The organism is Pseudomonas songnenensis (assembly GCF_003696315.1).
Taxonomy (GTDB): Bacteria; Pseudomonadota; Gammaproteobacteria; order Pseudomonadales; family Pseudomonadaceae; genus Stutzerimonas; species Stutzerimonas songnenensis.
The window spans coordinates 60,321-82,717 of record NZ_RFFN01000010.1 but is presented as its reverse complement, the minus strand read 5'-3'; the positions used below and the strand labels follow the sequence as shown (position 1 = coordinate 82,717).

Here is a 22,397-nt window from a genome sequence, read left to right as displayed (position 1 = left end):
TTTCCTGTTGCCCAGGATGAACTCAGCGCCCGGCCAGCGCCGGCATCACCCGCGGACGTAGCAGCTCGCCAACCAGCGTGAGCGCGCCGATGGCACCGGCGATCCAGTACCAGCGCTGCAGCGGGTCGAAGCCCAGCCAGCCGAGGGCGTGGAGGAAGACCATCAGGATCAGCACCGGGCAGACGTAGCGCACCATGAACAGCCACAGCGCGTAGCCCAGCGGCGGCAGGTTCAGCTCGTCACGCATGATCTCGCTGCGCAATGCGTAACCGGCCAGCAGCACAGTGAAGATCCCGCCGAGCGGCATCATCCAGCGCGAGGTCAGGTAATCCAGCCAGTCGAAGAAGTTCTTGCCCATCGGCGTCCAGCCGGACATGAGGTTGAACGAGAGCATCGCCAGCATGCTGATCACCAGCAGCACCGCTCCCGAGCCCATCGCCGCCTTCAGGCGCGAGATGCCGTGCTTCTCGTTGAGGTAGGCAACGGTCGCTTCGATCATCGAGATTGCCGAAGTCAGCGCGGCGATCGACACCATGGCGAAGAACAGCACGCCGAACGCAGTGCCGAACGGCATCTGCTGGAAGGCCAGCGGCAGGCTCATGAAGATCAGGCCGGGGCCGGCGGTCGGGTCCATGCCATTGGCGAAGATGATCGGGAAGATCGCCAGGCCCGCCAGCAGCGCCACACAGGTGTCGGCAATGGCGACCATGAAGGTGGTGCGGGCGATGGACTGGTCATCGGGAATATACGAGCCGTAGGTGAGGATCGCGCCGGACGCCAGGCTGAGGGTGAAGAAGGCGTGGCCGAGCGCGGCCAGCAGCGCCTCGCCGGTGATCTTCGAGGTATCGAAGCTGAACAGGAAGGCGAAGCCCTGATCAAAGCCGCCGCTGGTTACCGCATAGCCGACGAGGATCAGCAGCAGCACCGCCAGGCCCGGCATCATCCAGCGCACGGCGTTCTCGATGCCCTTCTGCACGCCCTTGGCGACGATCCACAACGTCAGCAGCGCGACCAGCAGGCTCCAGCCACCGAGTTCCCACGGGTTGGCGTTGTGCGCCTCGAATACCCCGCCCAGCGCCTCGACGCTGGTCGCCGCCAGGGAGCCGTCAAGCATCTTCACCGTGTAGGCGAAGGCCCAGCCGGCGACTACCACGTAGAAGCAGAGGATCAGGAAGCCGGCCGTCATGGCCATGCCGCCGACCGCCTTCCACAGCGGGTTGCCGTTGTTCTCGCGGACCACCCGGCCGATGGCGTCGATCGGGCTGCCACGGCCGCGGCGGCCAATGGCGATCTCGCACATCATCACCGGCACGCCGATGGCGAGGATGCACAGCAGGTACATCAGTACGAAGGCACCACCGCCGAATTCGCCGGTGATGTAGGGGAATTTCCAGATGTTGCCCAGGCCCACGGCCGAGCCGGTTGCCGCGAGGATGAAACCCCAGCGCGACAGCCAGAGGTTCTTCGGTTTTTCACGAGTCATACGTCACCTGTTTGTTGTTATCTGTGACGGGATCGGGACCGTCGCGCAGGGCGCGGCGGCGTGCAAGGCGGATTCAGTCGTTCATTGAGCGTCGGGCTGCACCTCCGGCGCGGCCTGCTGGAAGGCCGGAAGCGTCTCGCAGCGTGCAACGATCTCGAGAATGCGTGGATACGCCGCGAGGTCACAGGCAAAACGGCGCGCATTGTATACCTGCGGCACCAGGCATGCCTCCAGATAACCTGGCCGATCGTTCAGGGAAAGCTTGTCACCAAAGGTTTCCAAGCCCTCTTCCACCGCCGCCAGCCCCTGGCTGACCCAGTGCCGATACCAGGCATTCTTCGCCTCGTCGTCGACCCCCAGTTCGGCGCTGAGGTACTGCAGCACGCGCAGGTTGTTCAGCGGATGGATCTCGCAGGCGATGTGCATGGCCAGTGCGCGCACCCGGGCGCGCTCGACCGGATCGGCCGGCAACAGGGCCGGCACCGGGAATACCTCGTCGAGGTATTCCAGGATCGCCAGCGACTGGCTGATGCGCGCGCCGCCGTTGGCTTCATCGACCAGCAACGGCACCAGCTGCTGCGGATTGAGGGCGCGGTAATCGGCCGCACGCTGCTGGCCGCCATCCTTGACCAGATGCACCGGCACCTGCCGGTAGGCCAGGCCCTTCAGATTCAGCGCGATGCGCACCCGGTAGGCGGCACTGGAGCGCCAGTAGCCGTAGAGCGTCAGCTCAGTGCTCATAGCGCTCGACCTGCTGATCGATGGCGCCGAAGATGCTCTGCCCGGCGGCGTCGAACATCTCGATGCGCACCCGGTCGCCGAACTTGAGGAACGGCGTCTTCGCCTCGCCGTGCTCGATGACCTCGAGCATGCGCTTCTCGGCCAGGCAGGACGAGCCGGCACTGCGATCGTAGTTCGACACCGTGCCCGAGCCGATGATGGTGCCGGCGCCCAGTGGGCGGGTGCGCGCGGCATGGGCGACCAGGGTCGGGAAGTTGAAGGTCATGTCGGTGCCGGCATCCGGCTGGCCGAACAGCTCACCGTTGATATGCGAAACCAGAGGCCGGTGCACCTTGCCGTCGCGCCAGGTTTCGCCCAGCTCGTCCGGCGTCACCGCCACCGGCGAAAAGCTCGACGACGGCTTGCTCTGGTAGAAGCCGAAGCCCTTGGCCAGCTCGCCGGGGATCAGATTGCGCAGCGACACGTCGTTGACCAGCATCAGCAGCTGGATGTGCGCGGCCGCCTCGGCCGGCGTCGCACCCATGGGCACGTCGTCGGTGATCACCGCCAGTTCGCCTTCCAGATCGATGCCCCAGGCCTCGTCGGCCAGGCGGATCGGGCTGTGCGGCGGGATAAAGGCATCGGCGCCGCCCTGGTACATCAGCGGATCGTGCCAGAAGGACTCCGGCATCTCGGCGCCACGCGCCTTGCGCACCAGCTCGACGTGATTGACGTAGGCGCTGCCGTCCGCCCAGTGATAGGCGCGCGGCAGCGGGCTGTGGCAGGCGGCCTGGTCGAAGGCGAATGCGCCCTCCTCCAGCCCGTCGTTGAGACGCTGATAGACCGCTTCGAGCTTGGGCTTGCAGTAGTTCCAGTCATCCAGCGCGGCCTGCAGCGTGGCGGCGATCTGCGGCACTTTCACCGCCTGGGCGAGATCACGGGAAACGACGACGAGCACGCCGTCGCGGCCCTGGTTGAGGGTTGCGAGTTTCATCAGGATTCCTTGCCCGGCGCACGCCAGGAGTTGACGTATTCGGGGACATCGACGGCTGCGGCAGCCTCGCCGACTTCCAGCGCGCGGCGGGTGTCGATCATCACCGCCACCTCGTCGGCAAAGGTCGCCGGGTCGGTGCTGGCCTTCTTCAGTGCCTTCGGGTGCGGCCCGTGGGGGAAGCCGCAGGGGTGGAAGGTCACCATGCCCTGCTCGATGTTGTCGCGGCTGAAGAAGTTGCCGCGGTGGTAGAACAGCACTTCGTCGTAGTCGTCGTTGTTGTGGAAGAACGGCACCTTCAGCGCACCCGGATCGGATTCCACCGGCCGCGGCGTGAAGGTGCAGACCACGAAACCGTTGGCGACGAAGGTGGTGTGCGCCGACGGCGGCAGGTGGTAGCGATGGCTCATCAGCGGGCGGATGTCACGCCAGTTGAGCCGTACCACGGTGTTGTCGCCGTGCCAGCCGACCACGTCCAGCGGGTTGTACGGGTAGGTCACGGTGGTGATCTGGTCGCGCCGATTGATGCGGATCTGCCAGGGGTTCTCGTCCTGCTGCGCGCGGAAGGCGTCGTCCAGCCGCGGATGGTCGAGCACTGCGGCGTCGAAGATGGCATGCGGGCCGACCAGGCCTTTTTCCGGCAGCTGGTAGGCGCCGTCGGTGTTCTCGATCAAGAGCATGAACACCGGCTGCGTCGCCTCGATGCGCCAGGCGGTGCCGCGCGGGATCATCAGGTAGTCGCCGTCGCGGAATTCCAGGTGGCCGAAGTCGCAGTAGAAATGCCCGGCGCCCTCGTGGATGAACAGCAGTTCGTCACCATCACCGTTGCGCACCAGGTGGCGCATGGCGCCGTTGGTCTTCCACAGGCGCAACTTGACGTCGGCGTTGTGCAGCGCCAGCGGCGCCTGCAGCGGGCAGTCGCCTTCGCTGGGGATGTGATTGAAGTTGAAGGCGTGCGGGCGCAGCGGGCCTTCCCAGTCGATCCAGCCGGTCGGCGGATGCTTGTGATGCAGGTGCGAAGCCGGGCCGAAGAAGCCTTCGCGGCCCATTTCACGCTCGTAGGTGCCCTGCGGAAAATCGCAGTGCGCCTGACGCGAACTCTCACCCTCGCGGATGGGGAAACTGATCCATTTGCGGCTCATGTGCCTCTCCTTCGTGATACCGCGTGATCTGAATGGCGGCGCAGTGGATGCCGGTGCGTAGGGTGGATGTCGCGAAGCACATCCACGCGTTGGTCGGCCCGACACAGACGCGTGGAAGATGCTTCGCAGTCTTCCACCCTACGTCCTGGCTCTGGACTTACTCGTCCGCCTTGATCACGCCGCGGCGCACCTGGTCTTCCTCGATGGATTCGAACAGCGCCTTGAAGTTGCCTTCGCCGAAGCCCTGGTTGCCCTTGCGCTGGATGATTTCGAAGAAGATCGGGCCGATCACCGTGTTGGTGAAGATTTGCAGCAGGATGCCGTCATCGCCCGGCGCCCCATCGATCAGCAGGTTCAGCTCGCGCAGCTGGTCGAGCGGCTCGCCGTGGCCGGCGACGCGGGTATCGACCTTCTCGTAGTAGGTGTCCGGGGTGGTCATGAAGTCCACGCCGTTGGCGCGCAGGCGGCGCACGGTCTCGTAGATGTCGTCGGTGGACAGCGCGATGTGCTGGATGCCCTCGCCGTGGTACTCGCGGATGAATTCCTCGATCTGCGACTTGTCGTCGGCCGACTCGTTGATCGGGATGCGGATCTTGCCGCAGGGCGCGGTCATGGCACGGGAGAACAGGCCGGTCAGCTTGCCTTCGATGTCGAAGTAGCGAATCTCGCGGAAGTTGGCGATGCGCTCGTAGAAACCGGACCAGACATCCATCTGCCCACGCATGACGTTGTGGGTCAGATGGTCGATGCACATCAGGCCGACGGCGTTGTCATTCGGCGTGCGCCCTTCGATGTACTCGAAGTCGACGTCGTAGATGCTCTTGTCGCCGTAGCGGTCGACGAGATACAGCAGCGAGCCGCCGATGCCTTCGACGCAGGGGATGTTCAGCTCGCCGAAGTTGGCGTGGCTGCCGACCAGCTTGGCGCCCTGGGATTCGACGTAGGCGGCGGCCTGCGCGGCATTCTTCACCCGGAAGGCCATGGCGCAGGCGCTCGGGCCATGCTTCTCGCCGAACTCGCGCACATGCCCGGTGGGGCTGCCGTTGAGCACGATGTTGATGTCGTGCTGCTGGAACAGCCAGACCTCCTTGGAGCGGTGCTTGGCGGTTTCGGTAAAGCCCATCTGGGTGAACAGCGTGCGCAGCTGCTCGATGCCCTCGGCATTCGGCGCGGTGAATTCGACGAACTCGAAGCCGTCGGTGCCGATGGGGTTGTGCTGTTCGATCTTGTTCACGGCGTTCATATCGCCTCCTGATTATTGTTGTGAGGACGGCCGTTGCACGGCTTTGGCTGGCCCCATCACACCCCAGGGCCGAGCGCCGAACAATGCTGTTTACGGGCACGGAAAGCGGCTGGCGCCGTCCCCGCTGTCAGGTTTTCCTTACAGCGCGTTTTTCGCTGAAAAGCCTGGCTCGGCGGCTTGCCAGGCGTAACGAAAAGCTTACAACCCGGTGCGACAAGCTGCCGCACATGTCATCCCGTGCATGGCGTCGCGCATAAAAAAGGTGGGCTGAAGCCCACCCCACCAAAGCCTGTGTCGGCTTCCGATGGGATGGACCTGAGCCCACCAAAAGGACTTCCTGAGAAGCCCGCAGCATGCTTGCGGAGTGGGCTTCAGCCCACCGGCGCGGTCTGCACGGACGACCGTGGTCGCGCTAGATCAGCCCGAGCAGGTTGAGAAATACCAGCACGATGGCCACCGGCGTGCCGTAGCGCAGCAGCTTCCACCAGGCCTGGAACAGCCCGGCGTTGCGAATGCCGATGGCCTCGCTGACCACGTGGCGCTGCAACACCCAGCCGGTGAACAGCACCGTGCCCAGCCCGCCCAGCGGCATCAGCCAATTGGTGGTGAGGTAGTCCAGGGTGTCGAAGAAGGTCTTGCCGAACAGCTGGTAGTCCGCCCAGTGGTTGAACGAGAACACGCTGCCCAGGCTCAGCAGCCAGAGCACCAGGCCGCTGCCCAGCACGGCCTTGGTCCGGCTGATGCAAAAGCGCTCGGTAAGCCAGGCGATGCTCGGCTCGGAGAGCGAGATGGCCGAGGTCAGCGCGGCGATCACCAGCATCACGAAGAACAGCCCGCCCACGACCTGCCCCAGCGGCATCTGGCCGAAAGCGATCGGCAGGGTGACGAAGATCAGCCCCGGCCCGGCCCCCGGCTCCAGCGCGTTGCCGAACACCAGCGGGAAGATCGCCAGGCCGGCCAGCAGCGCCACCGCGGTATCGGCCAGCGCCACCAGAATCGAGGTCTTGGCGATCGAGGTGCCTTCCGGCAGATAGGAGCCGTAGGCCATCATCGCGCCGCAGCCCAGACTCAGGGTGAAGAAGGCATGGCCGAGGGCGACCAGCACGCTCTGCGCGGTCAGCGCCGAAAAGTCCGGCACGAAAAGAAACTGCAGCGCCTGGGCGAACTCGCCTTCGATGGCGGCGTAGACCACCAGCACCAGCATCAGCACGAACAGCCCGGGCATCAGAAAGCGCAGCGATCGCTCCAGCCCGCCACGCACGCCGAAGCCGACGATCAGCATGGTCGCCGCCAGCACCAGCGTGGCACAGACCACCAGGCGCACAGGGTCCGCCAGCAGCGCGCCGAACAGCTCGCCACTGGCCTCCCCGCTGACCCCGGCGAAGCCGCCGCTGAAGGTCGTCGGCACATAGGCCAGTGCCCAGCCGGCCACCACCAGATAAAAGCTCAGAATGAGAAAGCCGGTCAGCCCACCGAGCCAGCCGACCACGCGCCAGCGTGAACTGGCCCCGGCTTCGCGCGCCAGCCGCGCCACGGCGCCATCAGGGTTCGCCCGGCCACGGCGGCCGATCATCACCTCGGCCATCAGCAGCGGAATGCCGATCAATACGATGCAGGCGAGATAGACCAGCACGAAGGCGCCGCCGCCGTTCTGCCCGGTCACGTAGGGGAATTTCCAGATATTGCCCAGGCCCACAGCGGAGCCGGTGGCGGCGAGGAAGAACACCCAGCGGGAGGACCACAGGCCCCGGCTGGCGTTGTCCTGGATGCGTGCGCGCGCGCCGGCGAAGGTGCCGGCCGCGAGGCTGGTTTTATCGGTCATTGCGGATTCCTGCTTGTTGTTTTTGTCAGGGATGGTGCGAACGAACGGAGCGGGCACGGCGCTGGCGATCAGAGCCCGCCGCCCCGCTCAGCGAAGGCCGGCGCGCTGGGGTGACCGGCCATGTGCCATCATGAAGCCTGCCGCTGCAGCGTCGCGACCTGCGGCGCGCCGCCGGCCTGCAAGCGTTCCAGCGCCAGGCGGTCGGCGATCACCGAGGTGCATTCGCCGCTGGCGGCGGCCCGCTCGAAAATCTCGCGCAGCGTGCCGGCGATGGCGTTCACATGGGCATCGATCTGCGCGGCGCTGCCGCCGTTGCGCTGGTAGTAGACGTCGATGATGCCGCCGGCGTTGATTGCGTAGTCCGGCGCGTAGAGCTGGTTGCGCCGCTGCAGTTCGACGCCGATCTCGGCGCTGGCCAGCTGGTTGTTGGCGGCACCGGCGATCACCGGGGCACGCAGCACTTCGAGAGTCTGCTCGTTGAGGATGCCGCCCATGGCGCAGGGCGCGAAAACGTCCACGTCCAGACCGTAGATGTCCTGCGGGCGCACCACGTTGGCTCCCAGCTCGTCCATCGCCTGCTTGACGTTGGCATCGAAGATGTCCGCCACCCACAGTTCGGCGCCGGCCGCCTTCAGGTGCCGCGCCAGCCCCAGCCCGACATGGCCGACGCCCTGGATCGCCACCTTCAGCCCGGTCAGATCGTCACGACCGAGGCGCTGGCGCACCGCTTCCTTGAGGCCGACGAACACGCCGTAGGCGGTGGACGGCGACGGGTCGCCGCTGGCGACGCTGCCGTCGAGCAACGTGCGCGGCGTGGCGCCGACCACATGGCGGGTGCGCTGGGCAAAGGCCTGCATTTCGGCATCGCCGGTGCCGGAGTCGGCGGCAGTGATGTAGCGCCCGCCAAGGCTGTCGACGAAGTCGCCCATGGCGTGCAGCAGCGCCTGGCTCTTGCCGGTATGCGGGTCGCCGATGATCACCGCCTTGCCGCCGCCGAGCTTGAGCCCGGCCAGCGAGGATTTCAGCGTCATCCCGCGCGACAGCCGCAGCACATCGCGCAGGGCCTCGTCGTCACTGGCATAGGGGAACATCCGGCAACCACCCAGCGCCGGACCGAGGCGCGTGTCGTGGATGGCGATGATGGCTTTCAGACCCGACGCCTGGTCATGGCAGAAGACCACCTGTTCGTGGCGGTCGAAGTCAGGATGAGCGAAGACGGACATTTGGTTACCTCGTTCTTGTTGGTCTGGTGGCCTGTCACGGACAGGGCCTCGTTAGCGGGTAGCGCCTGCGGCGGTGTGCTCATGCGGGGTGACCGATTTCACCCCGCTAGCGCACTGCGAACTACGCCGCCGGCTGGAACAGCCGTACGCTCTGTACCTCGTCGCCTTTGGCCAGCTGCTCGCGGAGCAACTTCTCCTGCTGGCGGGCCTTGGCGATGGAACGCTCCTTCACCGGGCCGTAGCCGCGGATCTGTTCCGGCAGCGCGGCGATGGCCACGGCGGTGCGGTAGTTGGTCGGCTTGAGCTGGGCCAGCAGCTCGTCCACGGTCTTCTCGTACTCGCCGATCAGCTGGCGTTCGACGCGGCGGTCGTGGCCATAGCCGAACGGATCGAGCGGTGTGCCACGCAGGAAGCGGAACTTGGCCAGCACGCCGAACACATTGAGCACCCACGGCCCCAGCTCGCGCTTGCGCGGCTCGCCGGTAACCGCATCACGCTTGGCCAGCCAGGCCGGAGCGAGGTGGAACTGCAGCTTGTAGTCGCCCTCGAACTGCGCCTGGAGCTGCTGGCGGAATTCCGGCTCGCTGTAGAGGCGTGCCACCTCGTACTCGTCCTTGTAGGCCAGTAGCTTGAAGTAGTAGCGGGCGACGGCCTTGGACAGCGCCAGATCGTCCGCGCTATCGGCATCGCGCACGCGCTCGACCAGCTGGCGATAGCGGCGCGCCAGCCCGGCGTTCTGGTAGCGGGTAAGGAAATCCACGCGCCACTCGACGATCTCTTCCAGGGTCTTGCAGATCGGCTCCGCTATTTCGGCCGGACGCGCCAGCTGTTCGACTGCTTCACGCTCTAGCACGGCACGGCGGCCCCAGCGGAAGGCCTGCAGATTCAGCTTGGCGGCAACGCCATTGAGCTCGATGGCCTTCTCGATGGCCTCGGCGCTGATCGGCAGCAGCCCCTGCTGATAGGCGAAGCCGAGCAGGAACAGGTTGGTGGCGATGCTGTCGCCCAAGAGCCGCGTGGCCAGGCGGGTGGCATCGACGAAGTGGGTCTTGTCGGCGCCGACCGCGTCGCTGATCGCCTGGCGCATGGCCGCGCCGGGCACCTGGGCGTCCGGGTTGCGAGTGAACTCGGCGGTGGCGGACTCGTGGCTGTTCACCACGGCATTGCTGATCTGCTCGTTGAGGCGGGTCAGCGATTCATCGCCCGCCGCGACGATCAGGTCGCAGCCCAGCAGCAGATCGGCCTCACCGGCGGCGATGCGCACCGCGTAGATATCGCTCTGCTTGGCGGCGATGCGCACGTGGGTGGTCACCGGGCCGAATTTCTGCGCCAGACCGGCCTGGTCGAGCACGGTGCAGCCCTTGCCTTCCAGGTGCGCGGCCATGCCGAGCAGCGCGCCAAGGGTGGTCACGCCGCTGCCGCCAACGCCGGGGATCAGCACATTCCAAGGCCGCTCCAGCGACGGATGCTGCGGCTCGGGCAAGGTCGCCGCCTCGATACCGCCTGCTACGGCTTCGGGCTTGCGCAACCCGCCGCCATGCACGGTGACGAAGCTCGGGCAGAAACCCTCGACGCAGGAGAAGTCCTTGTTGCAGGCGTTCTGGTCGATCTCGCGCTTGCGCCCCAGTTCGGTTTCCAGCGGCAGCACCGCCAGGCAGTTGGACTTCTCGCCGCAGTCGCCGCAGCCCTCGCAGACCGCCGGGTTGATGAAGGCGCGCTTGGCCGGGTCTTCCAGCTTGCCGCGCTTGCGCCGACGACGCTTCTCGGTGGCACAGGTCTGGTCATAGATGATCACCGAGACGCCCTTGAATTCGCGCAGCTCGCGCTGCACGGCATCCAGTTCGCGGCGGTGATGGAAGCTGGTGATCGGCGCGAAGGTATCGCGGGTCGGGTACTTGTCCGGCTCGTCGCTGACCAGGGCGATGCGCTTGACGCCCTCGTGGAAGATCTGCCGGCTGAGCTGGTCGACGCGCAGCTCGCCGTCGATGGGCTGGCCACCGGTCATGGCCACGGCATCGTTGTAGAGAATCTTGTAGGTGACGTTTACGCCCGCCGCGACGGCGGCGCGCACCGCCAGGCTGCCGGAGTGGAAATAGGTGCCGTCACCGAGGTTCTGGAACATGTGCGGGGTGTCGGTGAACGGCGCCTGGCCGATCCAGTTGACGCCCTCGCCGCCCATCTGGGTGAAGGTCTCGGTGCGCCGGTCCATCCACTGCACCATGTAGTGACAGCCGATACCGGCCGAGGCGCGGCTGCCCTCGGGCACCTTGGTGGAGGTGTTGTGCGGGCAACCGGAGCAGTAGTGCGGCGTGCGCACGGTGCTGTAGCTGCGCGCGGCCAGGGCCTTCTCCTTGGCGGCCAGGAAGGCCAGCCGTGCCTGGATGCTGTCGCTGGTGTAGATCGGCGCGAGGCGCTTGGCGATCACCCGGGCGATCATCGCCGGGGTCAGTTCGGAGAGGTTCGGCAGCAATGAATTGCCCTGCTCGTCGAACTCGCCAACCACCCGCGGACGCTTGCTGACCGGCCAGTTGTAGAGTTGCCCGGTGAGCTGGTCCTCGATGATGCTGCGCTTTTCCTCGACCACCAGAATCTCGTCCAGCCCTTGGGCAAACTCGTGCACCGAGACCGGCTCCAGCGGCCAGCTCATGCCGACCTTGAGCACGCGCAGGCCGACCGAGGCGCACAGCGCTTCGTCCAGGCCCAGGTCGTCCAGCGCCTGACGCACGTCGAGATAGGACTTGCCGGTGGTGATGATGCCAAGGCGCGGATTCGGCGAATCGAGCATCACCTGGTTCAGGTTGTTGGCCCGGGCAAAGGCGCGAGCGGCGTAGATCTTGTACAGGTTGAGGCGCTTTTCCTGAGCCAGCGGCGGGTCCGGCCAGCGGATGTGCACGCCGTCCTCGGGCAGCTCGAAGTCTTCCGGGATGCGCGTCTGCACGCGCAGCGGATCGACCTCCACCACGGCGGAAGAATCGACGTTCTCGGCGATGGTCTTCAGCGCCACCCAGCAGCCGGAGTAGCGCGACAGCTCCCAGCCGATGATGCCGTAGTCGAGGATTTCCTGAACGTTGGCCGGGTTCAGCACCGGAATCGAGGCGGCGATAAAGGCATGCTCGCTCTGGTGCGGCAGCGTCGAGGATTTGCAGCCGTGGTCGTCACCCGCCAGCAGCAGCACGCCACCCTTGGGCGACACACCCGCCGCATTTGCATGCTTGAACACGTCACCGGCACGGTCGACACCCGGCCCCTTGCCGTACCACATGGCGAACACGCCGTCGTACCTGGCGCCGGGGAACAGGTTGGTCTGCTGGCTGCCCCACACCGCGGTGGCGGCCAGCTCTTCGTTGACGCCCGGCTGGAAGTGGATGGCGTGTTGCTTGAGGTAGTCGCGGGCTTCCCAGAGGCTCTTGTCCAGCCCGCCCAATGGCGAGCCGCGATAGCCGGAGATGAAGCCACCAGTATTCAAACCACGGGCCTGATCACGCTGATGCTGCAGCATCGGCAAGCGGGTCAGCGCCTGGGTGCCGGTGAGGTACAGATGACCGGTAGCAAGCCGGTACTTGTCGTCCAGACGGATCTCGGCCAGAGACATGGGGCGCTCCTAATTTGTTGTTATCGGAGTCAGGGCAGCGTTGTTCACTACCCGCCTGACGCGGTCATGGAGAAACCGCACGGTTGTTTCTCCACGCCGGCAATCGGCAGGGGATCACCCCACCGTCGCGTGTCGATTAACAGTCTGGCCGTGACGGAGAGAGATTTTCTTTCTACTTTTGCGGTAGAACAGCGCTTCTGTGCATGACCCATTCGCTAACAACAAGAAAACAGGCACGACCATGCAGACTTCGCCACTGAGCAGCATCGATCGCAAGATCCTCCTGCTGCTGCAACACAACGCCGACCTCTCCGCCGCGGAAATCGCCGAGAAGGTCGAACTGTCGCAATCACCCTGCTGGCGACGCATCCATCGCATGCAGGAGGAAGGGCTGATCGAGCGCAAGGTCGCCCTGCTCAACCCGAAGAAACTCGGGCTGAACATGACGGTGTTCGTCAACATCAAGCTCTCGGCCCACGGTCGGAGCAACCTCGACGAGTTCGAGCGGGCGGTGGTGGGTTACCCCGAGGTGTTGGAGTGCCACACCATGGCCGGGGAGTCGGATTACCTGCTCAAGGTGGTGGCGCGCGATATCGACAGTTACGAACGCTTCCTGCGTGACCAGCTCCTGCAGCGCCCCCACGTGCAGGAGGCGCACTCGCATATCGCCATGAGCGAGGTGAAGCGGACCACGGAGTTGCCGCTGGATTGAGGCGGGACGCGGGTCGTTGGGCAGGGTTGGCCTACTCCACCGGAATCCCTGCCAGCCGCGCGCCCCGTCCGATCTCCCGCTCGGCGAACCAGCCCTGGTTCATCTCCAGGGCATAACGCGCGGGCCGCTTCGAACAGCGTATCTCCGTATTGAACGGCTCCAGGTCGATCACATCGACCAGAAGCCCAGCCTCATCGAAGAACGCCGCCGACAAGGGCAGCGGCGTGTCCTTCATCCACAGGCAGTGGCGGCGCACTTCATCAAAGCGGAACAGCATGCCGCTGTCGGCGGCCAGCTCGCGGCGCCCCATCAGCCCGCGCTCGCGCTGGGCGACGGTCTGCGCGTATTCGGCGTGCAGCTCATGCCCCTGGATGCGCAGCCGCAGCGGCTCTTGTGCCTGAGCGGAAGCCACAAACAGCAGCAGCGACAGTGAAAGCGCAACACGCATCGACCAACCTCCTCAGGCGCAGCGCAACGGGAACAGCCGGCCGCCGCCGCACTCATAAGCGAAGCGCCGCACCTGCGCGGCGACATAACGACAACAAGGGAGAACCCCATCGTGCTCAACAGAATAACCGCCGCCAGCGTCTACCTGGTGCAACGCTTCCTTCCCTCGCCCTTCGTCTTCGCCATCCTGCTCACGCTGATCGTGCTGATCGCCGCCATGCTCAGCACCGGTCAGGGCCTGCCGGCCATGGCGCAGCACTGGGGCAATGGCTTCTGGAACCTGCTGGCCTTCACCATGCAGATGTCGCTGATCCTGGTCACCGGCCATGCCCTGGCACGGGCCCCGGCAATCAATCGCCTGCTCGACCGCATGGCCCGCATCCCGCAGTCCCCGGGCCAGGCCATCGTGCTGGTGACTCTGGTGGCGCTGGCCGGTTCCTGGATCAACTGGGGCTTCGGCCTGGTGATCGGCGCCGTGTTCGCCCGCGCGCTGGCACGCCAGGTGCGCGGCGTCGACTACCCGCTGCTGGTGGCCTCGGCCTACTCCGGCTTCCTGATCTGGCACGGCGGCTTTTCCGGCTCGATTCCGCTGTCGCTGGCCAGCGGCGGGGCCGATCTGGAGAAGATGACCGGCGGCGCGCTGACCGAAGCCATCGGTGTCGGCCAGACGCTGTTCGCTTCCTACAACCTGATCATCATCGCCGTGCTGGTGGTGGGCCTGCCGCTGCTGAACTGGGCCATGCAGCCGAAGACGCCGAAAGTGGTCGATCCGGCGCTGCTGGAAGAGCCCCAGCCGAGCGACATCCCGCGGGAAACTGCCACCCAGCGCCTGGACGACAGCCGCATTCTCGGCCTGATCATGGTCGCGCTGGCGGTGCTGTTCTTCTACCGGCACTTCAGCGAGAACGGTCTGGCGCTGAGCCTGAACATCGTGATCTCGATCTTCCTCTTCGCCGGCCTGCTGATGCACGGCACGCCGGAGCGCTACATGCGCGCCATCGAGGAAAGCATCCGCGGCATCGCCGGCATCGTCGTGCAGTTCCCTTTCTACGCCGGGATCATGGGGATGATGGTCGGCGCCAACGCCGCTGGCCTGTCCCTCGGCCGGCAGGTCACCGACACCTTCATCGCCTGGTCGTCGGCCGAGAGCTTCCCGGTGCTGGCCTTTCTCAGCGCCGGGCTGGTCAACGTCTTCGTGCCGTCCGGCGGCGGCCAGTGGGCGGTGCAGGGGCCGATCATGCTGCCGGCCGGCGCGGCGCTGGGCGTGGCGCCGGAAGTCACGGCCATGGCGATCGCCTGGGGCGATGCCTGGACCAACATGATCCAGCCGTTCTGGGCCCTGCCGCTGCTGGGCATCGCCGGGCTCGGTGCCCGCGACATCATGGGCTATTGCCTGCTCTGCCTGGTGTTCTCCGGTGTGGTGATCGCCGGCGGGCTCTATTTCCTGACCTGAGGCCGGGCATTCCGGACGGCAACGCTGTCCGGAATGCTGGACCACGCTGTCCAGGATGCAAGACACAAGCGCCGTCCAACTATCTGGACACTCAAGATAAACACCATGCAAATCAGTGAGTTGCGTATCTGGCATGGAACTCGCTAAATCACCGTGCGGCCTGTCCGCAGCCGAAACAAGAAAAACAACGCGCCTGCCGTGCAGCAGCGAGTCCCCGAATGCCCTCGGCAGCGTTCGGTCGTGCCGCACGGGGCCAGGAGATCGTCCCCGATGAGCGTCGTCATCGCCCTTGCTGCATTGGCCCTGCTGATGCTCGCCGCCTACCGCGGCTACAGTGTCATTCTGTTCGCCCCCATCGCCGCCATGGGCGCGGTGCTGCTCACCGACCCGTCCGCAGTGGCGCCGGCCTTCACCGGCATCTTCATGGAGAAGATGGTCGGCTTCATCAAGCTGTACTTCCCGGTGTTCCTGCTCGGTGCGGTGTTCGGCAAGCTGATCGAGATGTCGGGTTTTTCGCGCTCCATCGTCGCCGCGGCGATCCGCCTGCTCGGCACCAGCCAGGCAATGCTGGTGATCGTGCTGGTCTGCGCGCTGCTGACCTACGGCGGCGTGTCGCTGTTCGTCGTGGTGTTCGCGGTGTACCCGTTCGCTGCCGAGATGTTCCGCCAGAGCAACATGCCCAAGCGCCTGATCCCGGCGACCATCGCCCTTGGCGCGTTCACCTTCACCATGACGGCCATTCCCGGCACGCCGCAGATCCAGAACATCATCCCCACCACCTTCTTCAACACCACCACCTGGGCCGCGCCCTGGCTGGGCCTGATCGGCACGATATTCGTATTCGGCCTGGGCATGCTCTATCTCAAGTGGCAGCTCGGCAAGGCCATTGCCGCCGGCGAAGGCTACGGCACCAACCTGCGCAACGAGCCGGAAACGCCCGCCGACATCGCCCTGCCCAACCCCTGGCTGGCGCTGTCCCCGCTGATTCTGGTGCTGGTGGCCAACCTCCTGTTCACCCGCTGGATTCCCGAGTTCTACGGCACCAGCCACAGCCTGCAGCTGCCCGGCATGAGCGCACCGCTGGTCACCGAGGTCGGCAAGCTCACCGCGATCTGGGCGGTGGAGGCCGCGCTGCTGCTGGGCATCGCCCTGGTACTGGCGACCAGCTTCGGCACCCTGCGCGGCAAGCTCGCCGAGGGCAGCCGCACGGCGGTCGGCGGTTCGCTGCTGGCGGCGATGAACACCGCGTCGGAATTCGGCTTCGGCGCGGTGATCGCCTCGCTGCCGGGCTTCATCGTGGTGGCCGATGCGCTGTCGGCGATTCCCAATCCGCTGATCAACGAAGCCATCACCGTCAACCTGCTGGCCGGCATCACCGGCTCGGCCTCCGGCGGCATGAGCATTGCCCTGGCGGCGATGGCCGACAGCTTCGTCGCCGCCGCCAACGCTGCGCAGATACCGCTGGAAGTGCTGCACCGGGTCGCCTCGATGGCCTCCGGCGGGCTCGACACCCTGCCGCACAACGGCGCGGTGATCACCCTGCTGGCCGTCACCGGACTGACCCACCGCGAATCCTACAAGGACATCTTCGCCATCACCCTGATCGCCACCGCCGCGGCCTTCTTCGTGATCGGCGTGTACTACGCTACCGGCATCGTCTGACTGCGGCGGCCGCTCGCCGATATCGGCGAAGCGGTGCGCCATCAGCGATTGCCTTCCGACAACAAGAAAAAACAAGGCGCCGCCCCGTGCGGGCGCCACCAAGCGGGAGAAACCATGAACCTCACAGGCAAGACCGCACTGGTCACCGGCTCCACCAGCGGGATCGGCCTCGGCATCGCGCTGAAGCTGGCCGAGGCCGGCGCCGACCTGATCCTCAACGGTTTCGGCGATGCCTCGGCAGCGCTGGCCGAAGTCGGCCGGCACGGCCACAAGGTGGGCCACCACGGCGCGGACGTGTCCGACCCGGCGCAGATCGCCGAGCTGTTCGCCTATGCCGAACGCGACTTTGGCGGCGTCGATATCCTGGTCAACAATGCCGGCATCCAGCACGTGGCGCCGGTGGAGGAATTTCCCGTCGAGCGCTGGGACGCCATCATCGCCATCAACCTGTCCTCGGCATTCCACACCACACGCCTGGCCCTGCCCGGCATGCGCCAGCGCGGCTGGGGGCGGATCATCAATATCGCCTCGGTGCACGGGCTGGTGGGCTCCGAGCAGAAGGCCGCCTATGTCGCCGCCAAGCACGGGCTGGTCGGGCTGACCAAGGTCGTCGCGCTGGAAACCGCCACCACGCCGATCACCTGCAATGCCATCTGCCCTGGCTGGGTGCTGACCCCGCTGGTACAGCAGCAGATCGACGAGCGCGCGCGGGAGAGCGGCGACGAGCAACGCGCCCGCCATGACCTGCTCGCCGAGAAGCAGCCTTCGCTGGACTTCGTCACCCCCGCGCAGCTGGGTGCGATGGCGCTGTTCCTCTGCAGCGAGGCCGGCGATCAGGTACGCGGCGCCGCGTGGAACATGGACGGCGGCTGGGCCGCGCGCTGAACAGGTCTTTTTGCTGACCTGCGGCAACGCGCCAGGGCAAAACGCGCGGGGCCGCTTGGCAAGCGGCGCTACGCTGAGGCTAGATAGCCATCATCCCTCCAGCGAATGCGCGCGCATGACCACCATCAGCAGTGATTCACCGATCAACGGCAAGTCTCCGGTACACCTGGCGTTGCGCCGGGTGGCCATCGATACCTACCGCGAGAACGTCGCCTACCTGCACCGCGACTGCGCCGCCTGCCGCGCCGAAGGTTTTCAGGCATTGGCCAAGGTCGAGGTACGGGTCAACGGCAAGCGCATTCTGGCCAGCCTCAATCTGGTGGACGATCCGGCCATCGTCGGCTGTGACGAGCTGGGTCTGTCCGAGGACGCCTTCGCCCAGCTCGGCGCCGAAGCCGGTGTACCGGCGGCAATCGCCCAGGCCGAGCCGGCCGCGTCGATTCCGGCGCTGCACCGCAAGATCGCCGGCGAGCGCCTGAGCCGCGAGGACTTCCTGGCGATCATGCGCGATATCGCCGAGCACCGTTACTCGAAGATCGAGCTGACCGCCTTCGTGGTCGCCTGCAACCAGGGCGAGCTGGATCGCGAGGAGGTGTTCTTTCTCACCGACGCGATGATCCGCGTCGGCCGCCGGCTCGACTGGCGCGAGCATCCGGTGGTGGACAAGCACTGCATCGGCGGCATCCCGGGCAACCGCACCTCGATGCTGGTGGTGCCGATCGTCGCCGCCCACGGGATGCTCTGCCCGAAGACCAGCTCGCGGGCGATCACCTCGCCGGCCGGTACCGCTGACACCATGGAAGTGCTGGCCAACGTCGAACTGCCGTTCGAGCGCCTCTGCGAAATGGTCCGCGAGGAACGCGGCTGCCTGGCCTGGGGCGGCAGCAGCGAGCTGTCGCCGGCCGATGACGTGCTGATTGCCGTCGAGCGACCACTGTCGATCGACTCGCCCGGGCAGATGGTCGCTTCGATCCTGTCGAAGAAGATTGCCGCCGGCTCCACCCACCTGCTGCTGGACATTCCCATCGGTCCGACGGCCAAGGTGCGTTCGATGGCCGAGGCGCAGCGCCTGCGCAAGCTGTTCGAGTTCGTGGCCTCGCGCCTGGGCCTGACCCTGGACGCGGTCATCACCGACGGTCGCCAGCCGATCGGCAACGGCATCGGCCCGGTACTGGAGGCACGCGACGTGATGCAGGTGCTGCAGAACGACCCGGCGGCGCCGATCGACCTGCGCCAGAAGGCGCTGCGCCTGGCCGGACGCATGCTCGAGTTCGATCCCGACGTGCGCGGCGGTGACGGCTATGCCATCGCCCGCGACATCCTCGACTCCGGCCGCGCGCTGAAGAAGATGCATTCGATCATCGCCGCCCAGGGCGGCAAGGTCTTCGATCACAACCATCCACCACTCGCCCGCCTCAGCTTCGACGTGCTGGCCGAGCGCAGCGCGGTGGTCACCGGCATCGACAACCTGCAGCTGGCGCGCATCGCGCGGCTGGCCGGCGCACCCAAGGTGCAGGGTGCCGGCGTGGACATTCTGCGCAAGCTCGGCGAACCGGTACAGGCCGGTGACTGTCTGTATCGCGTTTACGCGGATTTTCCCGCCGACCTCGCCTTCGCCCGTCAGGCCACCGAGCGCGCCAGCGGCGTCAGCCTCGGCAGTGCCGACCAGGTTCCCAGTGTTTTCGTGGAGTTCTGATGCAAAGCCAGCTGCTGTATTTCGATGACGAGCGCGCCGCCGCCCTGCGCCTGGCCGAGGCCTGTGGCCTGCCCGCGGCGCAGATCGAGCGCCACCGCTTTCCCGATGACGAACTGCGCCTGCGCCTGCCGCTGGCCGAAGGCGAAGCGATCGCCGAGCAACTGGTGTTCTATCGCGGCCTCGATCACCCCAACGAAAAGCTGATCGAGCTGCTGCTGGTGGCCGGCGAAGCGCGACGCCTGGGCGCCAAGCGACTGATCCTGGTCACGCCCTATCTGGCCTACATGCGTCAGGACATCGCCTTCAACCCGGGGGAAGTGGTCAGCCAGCGGGTGATCGGCCAGCTGCTGGCCGGCCAGTTCGACGCACTGATCACCGTCGATCCGCACCTGCACCGCGTCGCCACCCTGCAGGAAGCGGTGCCGCTGGCCGATGCGGTCACCCTCTGCGCGGCCCCGGCATTGGCGCGACTGATCGCCGAACGGCATCCCGATGCGCTGCTGATCGGCCCGGATGCCGAGGCGCAGCAATGGATCGAGGCGGCCGCCGCCGAGCATGGTTTCGAACATGGCGTGTGCAACAAGCTGCGCCATGGCGACCATCAGGTGGAGATCGCCCTGCCGGACCTGCAATTCGCCGGGCGCCATGTGGTGCTGCTCGATGACGTCGCCAGCTCCGGGCGCACCCTTGCCGAGGCCGCGCAGAAACTGCTGGCCGCCGGCGCCGCCTCGGTGGACGTGGCCGTGACCCACGCGCTGTTCGCCGGCGACGCGCTGCAGGTGATCCGCGCCGCCGGTGTCGGACACGTCTGGAGCACCGACTGCATCGCCCACGAGAGCAACGCGGTGAGCATGGCGCCGCAGCTGGCCGAGGCGCTCAGGCGGCTGTTGCGCTGAGGCGATAGGCAACGAGCGGCACATAGGGTGAGAAACGCGGCAGCTGTCCCACTGTTCTTCCAAGCCAGCCGCGTGGACAAGGCGGTGCCGTTGTCCACCCTACGAGGGTCCTGCACCGGCGAACCATCTACGCCCCACACCACAGCCGCCGTAGGGTGGAAAACGCGCAGCTTTTCCACCCTACGGCGACCACCTCGGCGGTGACGAATCAATCGCGTCGATAAGGCGGTGCCGTTGTCCACCCTACCCCTCATCCACCGCGCTCGGCTCCTCGGCCGCAACCTGCGCTGAGTCGCCGTAGCGCTTCTGGCAGCGCTCGCAAAAGAACGCCCGACGCTGGCTGCGGCCCAGCTCTTTCACCTTGACCAGCGGAACCCGGCAGCGCACGCAGCTGGTCTTGCCGTGTGCCAGCCAGTTGGCCTTGAGCACGCCGGCCCGCTTCCACTCGAGAAACTGGAAGCTGTAGGTGCGCGCCTCGCGCACCAGCTCGCGCAGCTTGGCCGCCGGCAGTTCGCCGATCAGCGACAGCGGGTGCACGCGGATGCGATAGAGCACCTCGTTCTTGATGATGTTGCCGGAGCCGGCGAACAGCGTCTGGTCCAACAGCGCATCGCAGGCCAGTAGCCGCGGGCGTTCACGCAACCGCTTGAGCGTCGCGCGCGGTCTCCAGGCATCGCTCATCACATCCATGCTCCAGTCGTAAGCTGCATCCAGCGGCCCCTCGATCAGCTGCACGGAACAGGCATAGAAGTTCAGCTCGCCATTGGCAAACCCCAGGCTCAGCCGTGCTACGGCGTCCTTGCGCTCGTTGATGCGATAGCTGCCGAACAGCAGCAGGTGGATGCGAACGGAGACGTCCTCCAGCTCGATCAGGAAATGCTTGCCCCAGCTATGAAAGCCACGCACCGCCTGACCGGCCAGCCGGGCCATGTCGATCTTCGCGCTGCCCTCGGCACGCTCGATGGTGCGGCCGGCGAATGCCGCGACTTCTTCACGCAGGATGACGATGGAAGGACCTTCGGGCATGGCTGCACCAGTGGCTGGCCTGTCTTCGAGTTGAGACTCGCCGATGCCGCGAAGGTGCGCCGGCTATCACCACTCCAGCTGAAGGCTGCTTTCGAACTCGCGAACTTCACCACTCAACGGGTCGCGAAAACGCAAGCCACGGGCCAGCAGCTTGAGCGGGCGCGCGTAGTCGTCAGCGTCGCGCTGGCTTCGCTCCAGCAAGTGCGGGTAGAAGGGGTCGTTGCAGATACCGGCGCCGAGGGTCGCCATGTGCAGGCGCAGCTGGTGCTTTTTACCGCTGATGGGGGAAAGCCCGTAGCGCCAGAGGTCGCCGCGCCGTTCGAGCACCTCGATCAGCGTCTCGCTGTTCGGTTCGCCCTCGCCTTCGCGCATCAGGAAGAACGGCTCTCCCGGCACCATGCACAGGCGTCGGCGCATGGGGAATTCAAGCCCAGGCAGCGCCGGGCAGATCGCCTCGTAGCGCTTGCTGATCTCCCGCTCACGGAACAGCGCCTGGTAGGCACCGCGGCTCTCGCGGTTGGCCGAGAACAGCACCAGCCCGGCGGTAAGACGATCGATGCGATGAATCGGCACCAGATCGGCGTTCCCCAGCCGTTTGCTGAGCCGTGCCAGCAAGGTTTCGTTGACGTATTCGCCGGCCGGCATCACCGAGAGAAAGTGCGGCTTGTCCGCCACCACCAGGTGCTCGTCGACATGGAGGATGCGCTCCTCGAACGGCACCGGCGTCTCGTTCGGCACTTCGCGAAAGTAATGGATGCGCATGCCGACCCGATAGGCCTGCGCAGCATCGATCGGCTGCATCTGCGCATCGAGTACGCGGCCGCGGGCCATGCGATCGAGCCAGGTGTCGCGACCGATAGCCGGAAAGTGCGCGCACAGGCAGTCGAGTACCGTGGGCCAGTCGCCTTGGGGCAGATGCAGGGTGCTGGGGCGGGAATTGGAAGCGGACATGACAGCGGCTACGCGGCGCGACGAGGAGGCGAATGATACCCGCTCTGTCAGTGGCTGCCTCCCGTTGCGGGAGCATTGCCGCACGTGCCCGCCGGGCACAGCGCCGCCTCAGCAAGGCGACACGTGCGCTCAGCGTAAACGTCAGTTGCGTGGTGGACGCAGCATCAGTCTTCCTTTTCCTTGGTCACTTCACCGGTGCGGCCGTCGATGCTGAACTCGTACTTCTTGCCGTCCTGCTTCATACCCTCGCCTTCCCAGCCATCGTCATCGGCTTCGATGCCGTGCAGCTCGGTATAACCGGCGGCCTTGGCCTTCTCCACGGCTTGCTCGAGGGTGATCCAGTCGGCGCCGGGCTTGTCGGCTGCAAAGGCAGCACCAGAACCCAGGATGGCAACGGCGAACGCGGCGGTCAGTGTCTTGTTGTACATCTCGTTATTCCTTCTGCGAACGGGA

18 protein-coding genes are annotated in these 22,397 nt (G+C 66.1%); 6 read left to right on the top strand and 12 right to left on the bottom strand.

What is annotated here, in order from left to right:
- Nucleotides 1-22: 22 nt before the first annotated feature.
- The 8 genes from EA798_RS19610 to EA798_RS19575 form a co-directional block, all read right to left on the bottom strand.
- Nucleotides 23-1,483, bottom strand: coding sequence for a sodium-dependent transporter (locus tag EA798_RS19610; RefSeq protein ID WP_122100024.1), 1,461 nt, complete (start codon nucleotides 1,481-1,483; stop codon nucleotides 23-25).
- 81 nt (nucleotides 1,484-1,564) lie between these two features.
- Complete coding sequence (gene maiA, locus EA798_RS19605) at nucleotides 1,565-2,224, bottom strand: maleylacetoacetate isomerase (protein ID WP_122100023.1); 660 nt, start codon at nucleotides 2,222-2,224, stop codon at nucleotides 1,565-1,567.
- Nucleotides 2,214-3,197: a fumarylacetoacetate hydrolase family protein gene (locus EA798_RS19600; RefSeq protein ID WP_106155866.1), complete on the bottom strand. Its 984-nt coding sequence runs from the start codon at nucleotides 3,195-3,197 to the stop codon at nucleotides 2,214-2,216. The genes maiA and EA798_RS19600 overlap by 11 nt, the downstream gene beginning before the upstream one ends.
- Nucleotides 3,197-4,336: a homogentisate 1,2-dioxygenase gene (locus EA798_RS19595; protein WP_122100022.1), complete on the bottom strand. Its 1,140-nt coding sequence runs from the start codon at nucleotides 4,334-4,336 to the stop codon at nucleotides 3,197-3,199. Before EA798_RS19595 ends, EA798_RS19600 begins: the two co-directional genes overlap by 1 nt.
- A 157-nt stretch (nucleotides 4,337-4,493) precedes the next feature.
- Entirely contained in the window at nucleotides 4,494-5,579 is a 1,086-nt protein-coding gene (gene hppD / locus EA798_RS19590; RefSeq protein ID WP_044314912.1) for a 4-hydroxyphenylpyruvate dioxygenase, read from the bottom strand.
- A 412-nt stretch (nucleotides 5,580-5,991) separates the two neighbouring features.
- Nucleotides 5,992-7,401 (bottom strand): sodium-dependent transporter, encoded by a 1,410-nt coding sequence (locus tag EA798_RS19585; RefSeq protein WP_122100021.1) that lies wholly within the window; start codon nucleotides 7,399-7,401, stop codon nucleotides 5,992-5,994.
- Nucleotides 7,402-7,529: 128 nt separating this feature from the next.
- Complete coding sequence (locus tag EA798_RS19580) at nucleotides 7,530-8,624, bottom strand: Glu/Leu/Phe/Val dehydrogenase dimerization domain-containing protein (protein WP_084898911.1); 1,095 nt, start codon at nucleotides 8,622-8,624, stop codon at nucleotides 7,530-7,532.
- A 121-nt stretch (nucleotides 8,625-8,745) separates the two neighbouring features.
- A complete protein-coding gene (locus EA798_RS19575; RefSeq protein ID WP_122100020.1) occupies nucleotides 8,746-12,216 on the bottom strand; it encodes an indolepyruvate ferredoxin oxidoreductase family protein in 3,471 nt (1,156 codons plus the stop codon).
- Between the two features lie 241 nt (nucleotides 12,217-12,457).
- Here EA798_RS19575 and EA798_RS19570 point away from each other — a divergent pair, with 241 nt between their 5' ends.
- Nucleotides 12,458-12,928 carry an Lrp/AsnC family transcriptional regulator gene (locus EA798_RS19570; RefSeq protein ID WP_003281718.1) on the top strand — a complete coding sequence of 157 codons (471 nt, stop codon included), beginning with the start codon at nucleotides 12,458-12,460 and terminating at the stop codon, nucleotides 12,926-12,928.
- Between the two features lie 31 nt (nucleotides 12,929-12,959).
- Here the strand turns inward: EA798_RS19570 and EA798_RS19565 are convergent, their stop codons facing one another.
- Nucleotides 12,960-13,376: a DUF192 domain-containing protein gene (locus tag EA798_RS19565; RefSeq protein ID WP_061373999.1), complete on the bottom strand. Its 417-nt coding sequence runs from the start codon at nucleotides 13,374-13,376 to the stop codon at nucleotides 12,960-12,962.
- A gap of 111 nt (nucleotides 13,377-13,487) precedes the next feature.
- Here EA798_RS19565 and EA798_RS19560 point away from each other — a divergent pair, with 111 nt between their 5' ends.
- The 5 genes from EA798_RS19560 to EA798_RS19540 all read left to right on the top strand — a co-directional run bounded on the left by EA798_RS19560 (nucleotide 13,488) and on the right by EA798_RS19540 (nucleotide 19,967).
- Nucleotides 13,488-14,828 (top strand): short-chain fatty acid transporter, encoded by a 1,341-nt coding sequence (locus EA798_RS19560; protein WP_045159158.1) that lies wholly within the window; start codon nucleotides 13,488-13,490, stop codon nucleotides 14,826-14,828.
- Nucleotides 14,829-15,098: 270 nt separating this feature from the next.
- The gene (locus EA798_RS19555; RefSeq protein ID WP_122100019.1) at nucleotides 15,099-16,490 is read left to right on the top strand and encodes a GntP family permease; all 1,392 of its coding nucleotides are present in this window, start codon (nucleotides 15,099-15,101) and stop codon (nucleotides 16,488-16,490) included.
- A gap of 114 nt (nucleotides 16,491-16,604) precedes the next feature.
- Nucleotides 16,605-17,375: a 3-hydroxybutyrate dehydrogenase gene (locus EA798_RS19550; protein WP_122100018.1), complete on the top strand. Its 771-nt coding sequence runs from the start codon at nucleotides 16,605-16,607 to the stop codon at nucleotides 17,373-17,375.
- A gap of 115 nt (nucleotides 17,376-17,490) precedes the next feature.
- A complete protein-coding gene (locus tag EA798_RS19545) occupies nucleotides 17,491-19,071 on the top strand; it encodes a thymidine phosphorylase family protein (RefSeq protein ID WP_122100017.1) in 1,581 nt (526 codons plus the stop codon).
- Entirely contained in the window at nucleotides 19,071-19,967 is an 897-nt protein-coding gene (locus tag EA798_RS19540; protein WP_122100016.1) for a ribose-phosphate pyrophosphokinase, read from the top strand. Before EA798_RS19545 ends, EA798_RS19540 begins: the two co-directional genes overlap by 1 nt.
- A 243-nt stretch (nucleotides 19,968-20,210) precedes the next feature.
- Here the strand turns inward: EA798_RS19540 and EA798_RS19535 are convergent, their stop codons facing one another.
- From EA798_RS19535 to EA798_RS19525, 3 genes are all read right to left on the bottom strand, one after another.
- Complete coding sequence (locus EA798_RS19535) at nucleotides 20,211-20,993, bottom strand: DNA-formamidopyrimidine glycosylase family protein (protein ID WP_122100015.1); 783 nt, start codon at nucleotides 20,991-20,993, stop codon at nucleotides 20,211-20,213.
- Nucleotides 20,994-21,059: 66 nt separating this feature from the next.
- Nucleotides 21,060-21,944 (bottom strand): RluA family pseudouridine synthase, encoded by an 885-nt coding sequence (locus EA798_RS19530; RefSeq protein ID WP_106155876.1) that lies wholly within the window; start codon nucleotides 21,942-21,944, stop codon nucleotides 21,060-21,062.
- Between the two features lie 164 nt (nucleotides 21,945-22,108).
- Nucleotides 22,109-22,372, bottom strand: coding sequence for a PepSY domain-containing protein (locus tag EA798_RS19525; RefSeq protein WP_038663258.1), 264 nt, complete (start codon nucleotides 22,370-22,372; stop codon nucleotides 22,109-22,111).
- Nucleotides 22,373-22,397 lie beyond the last annotated feature (25 nt).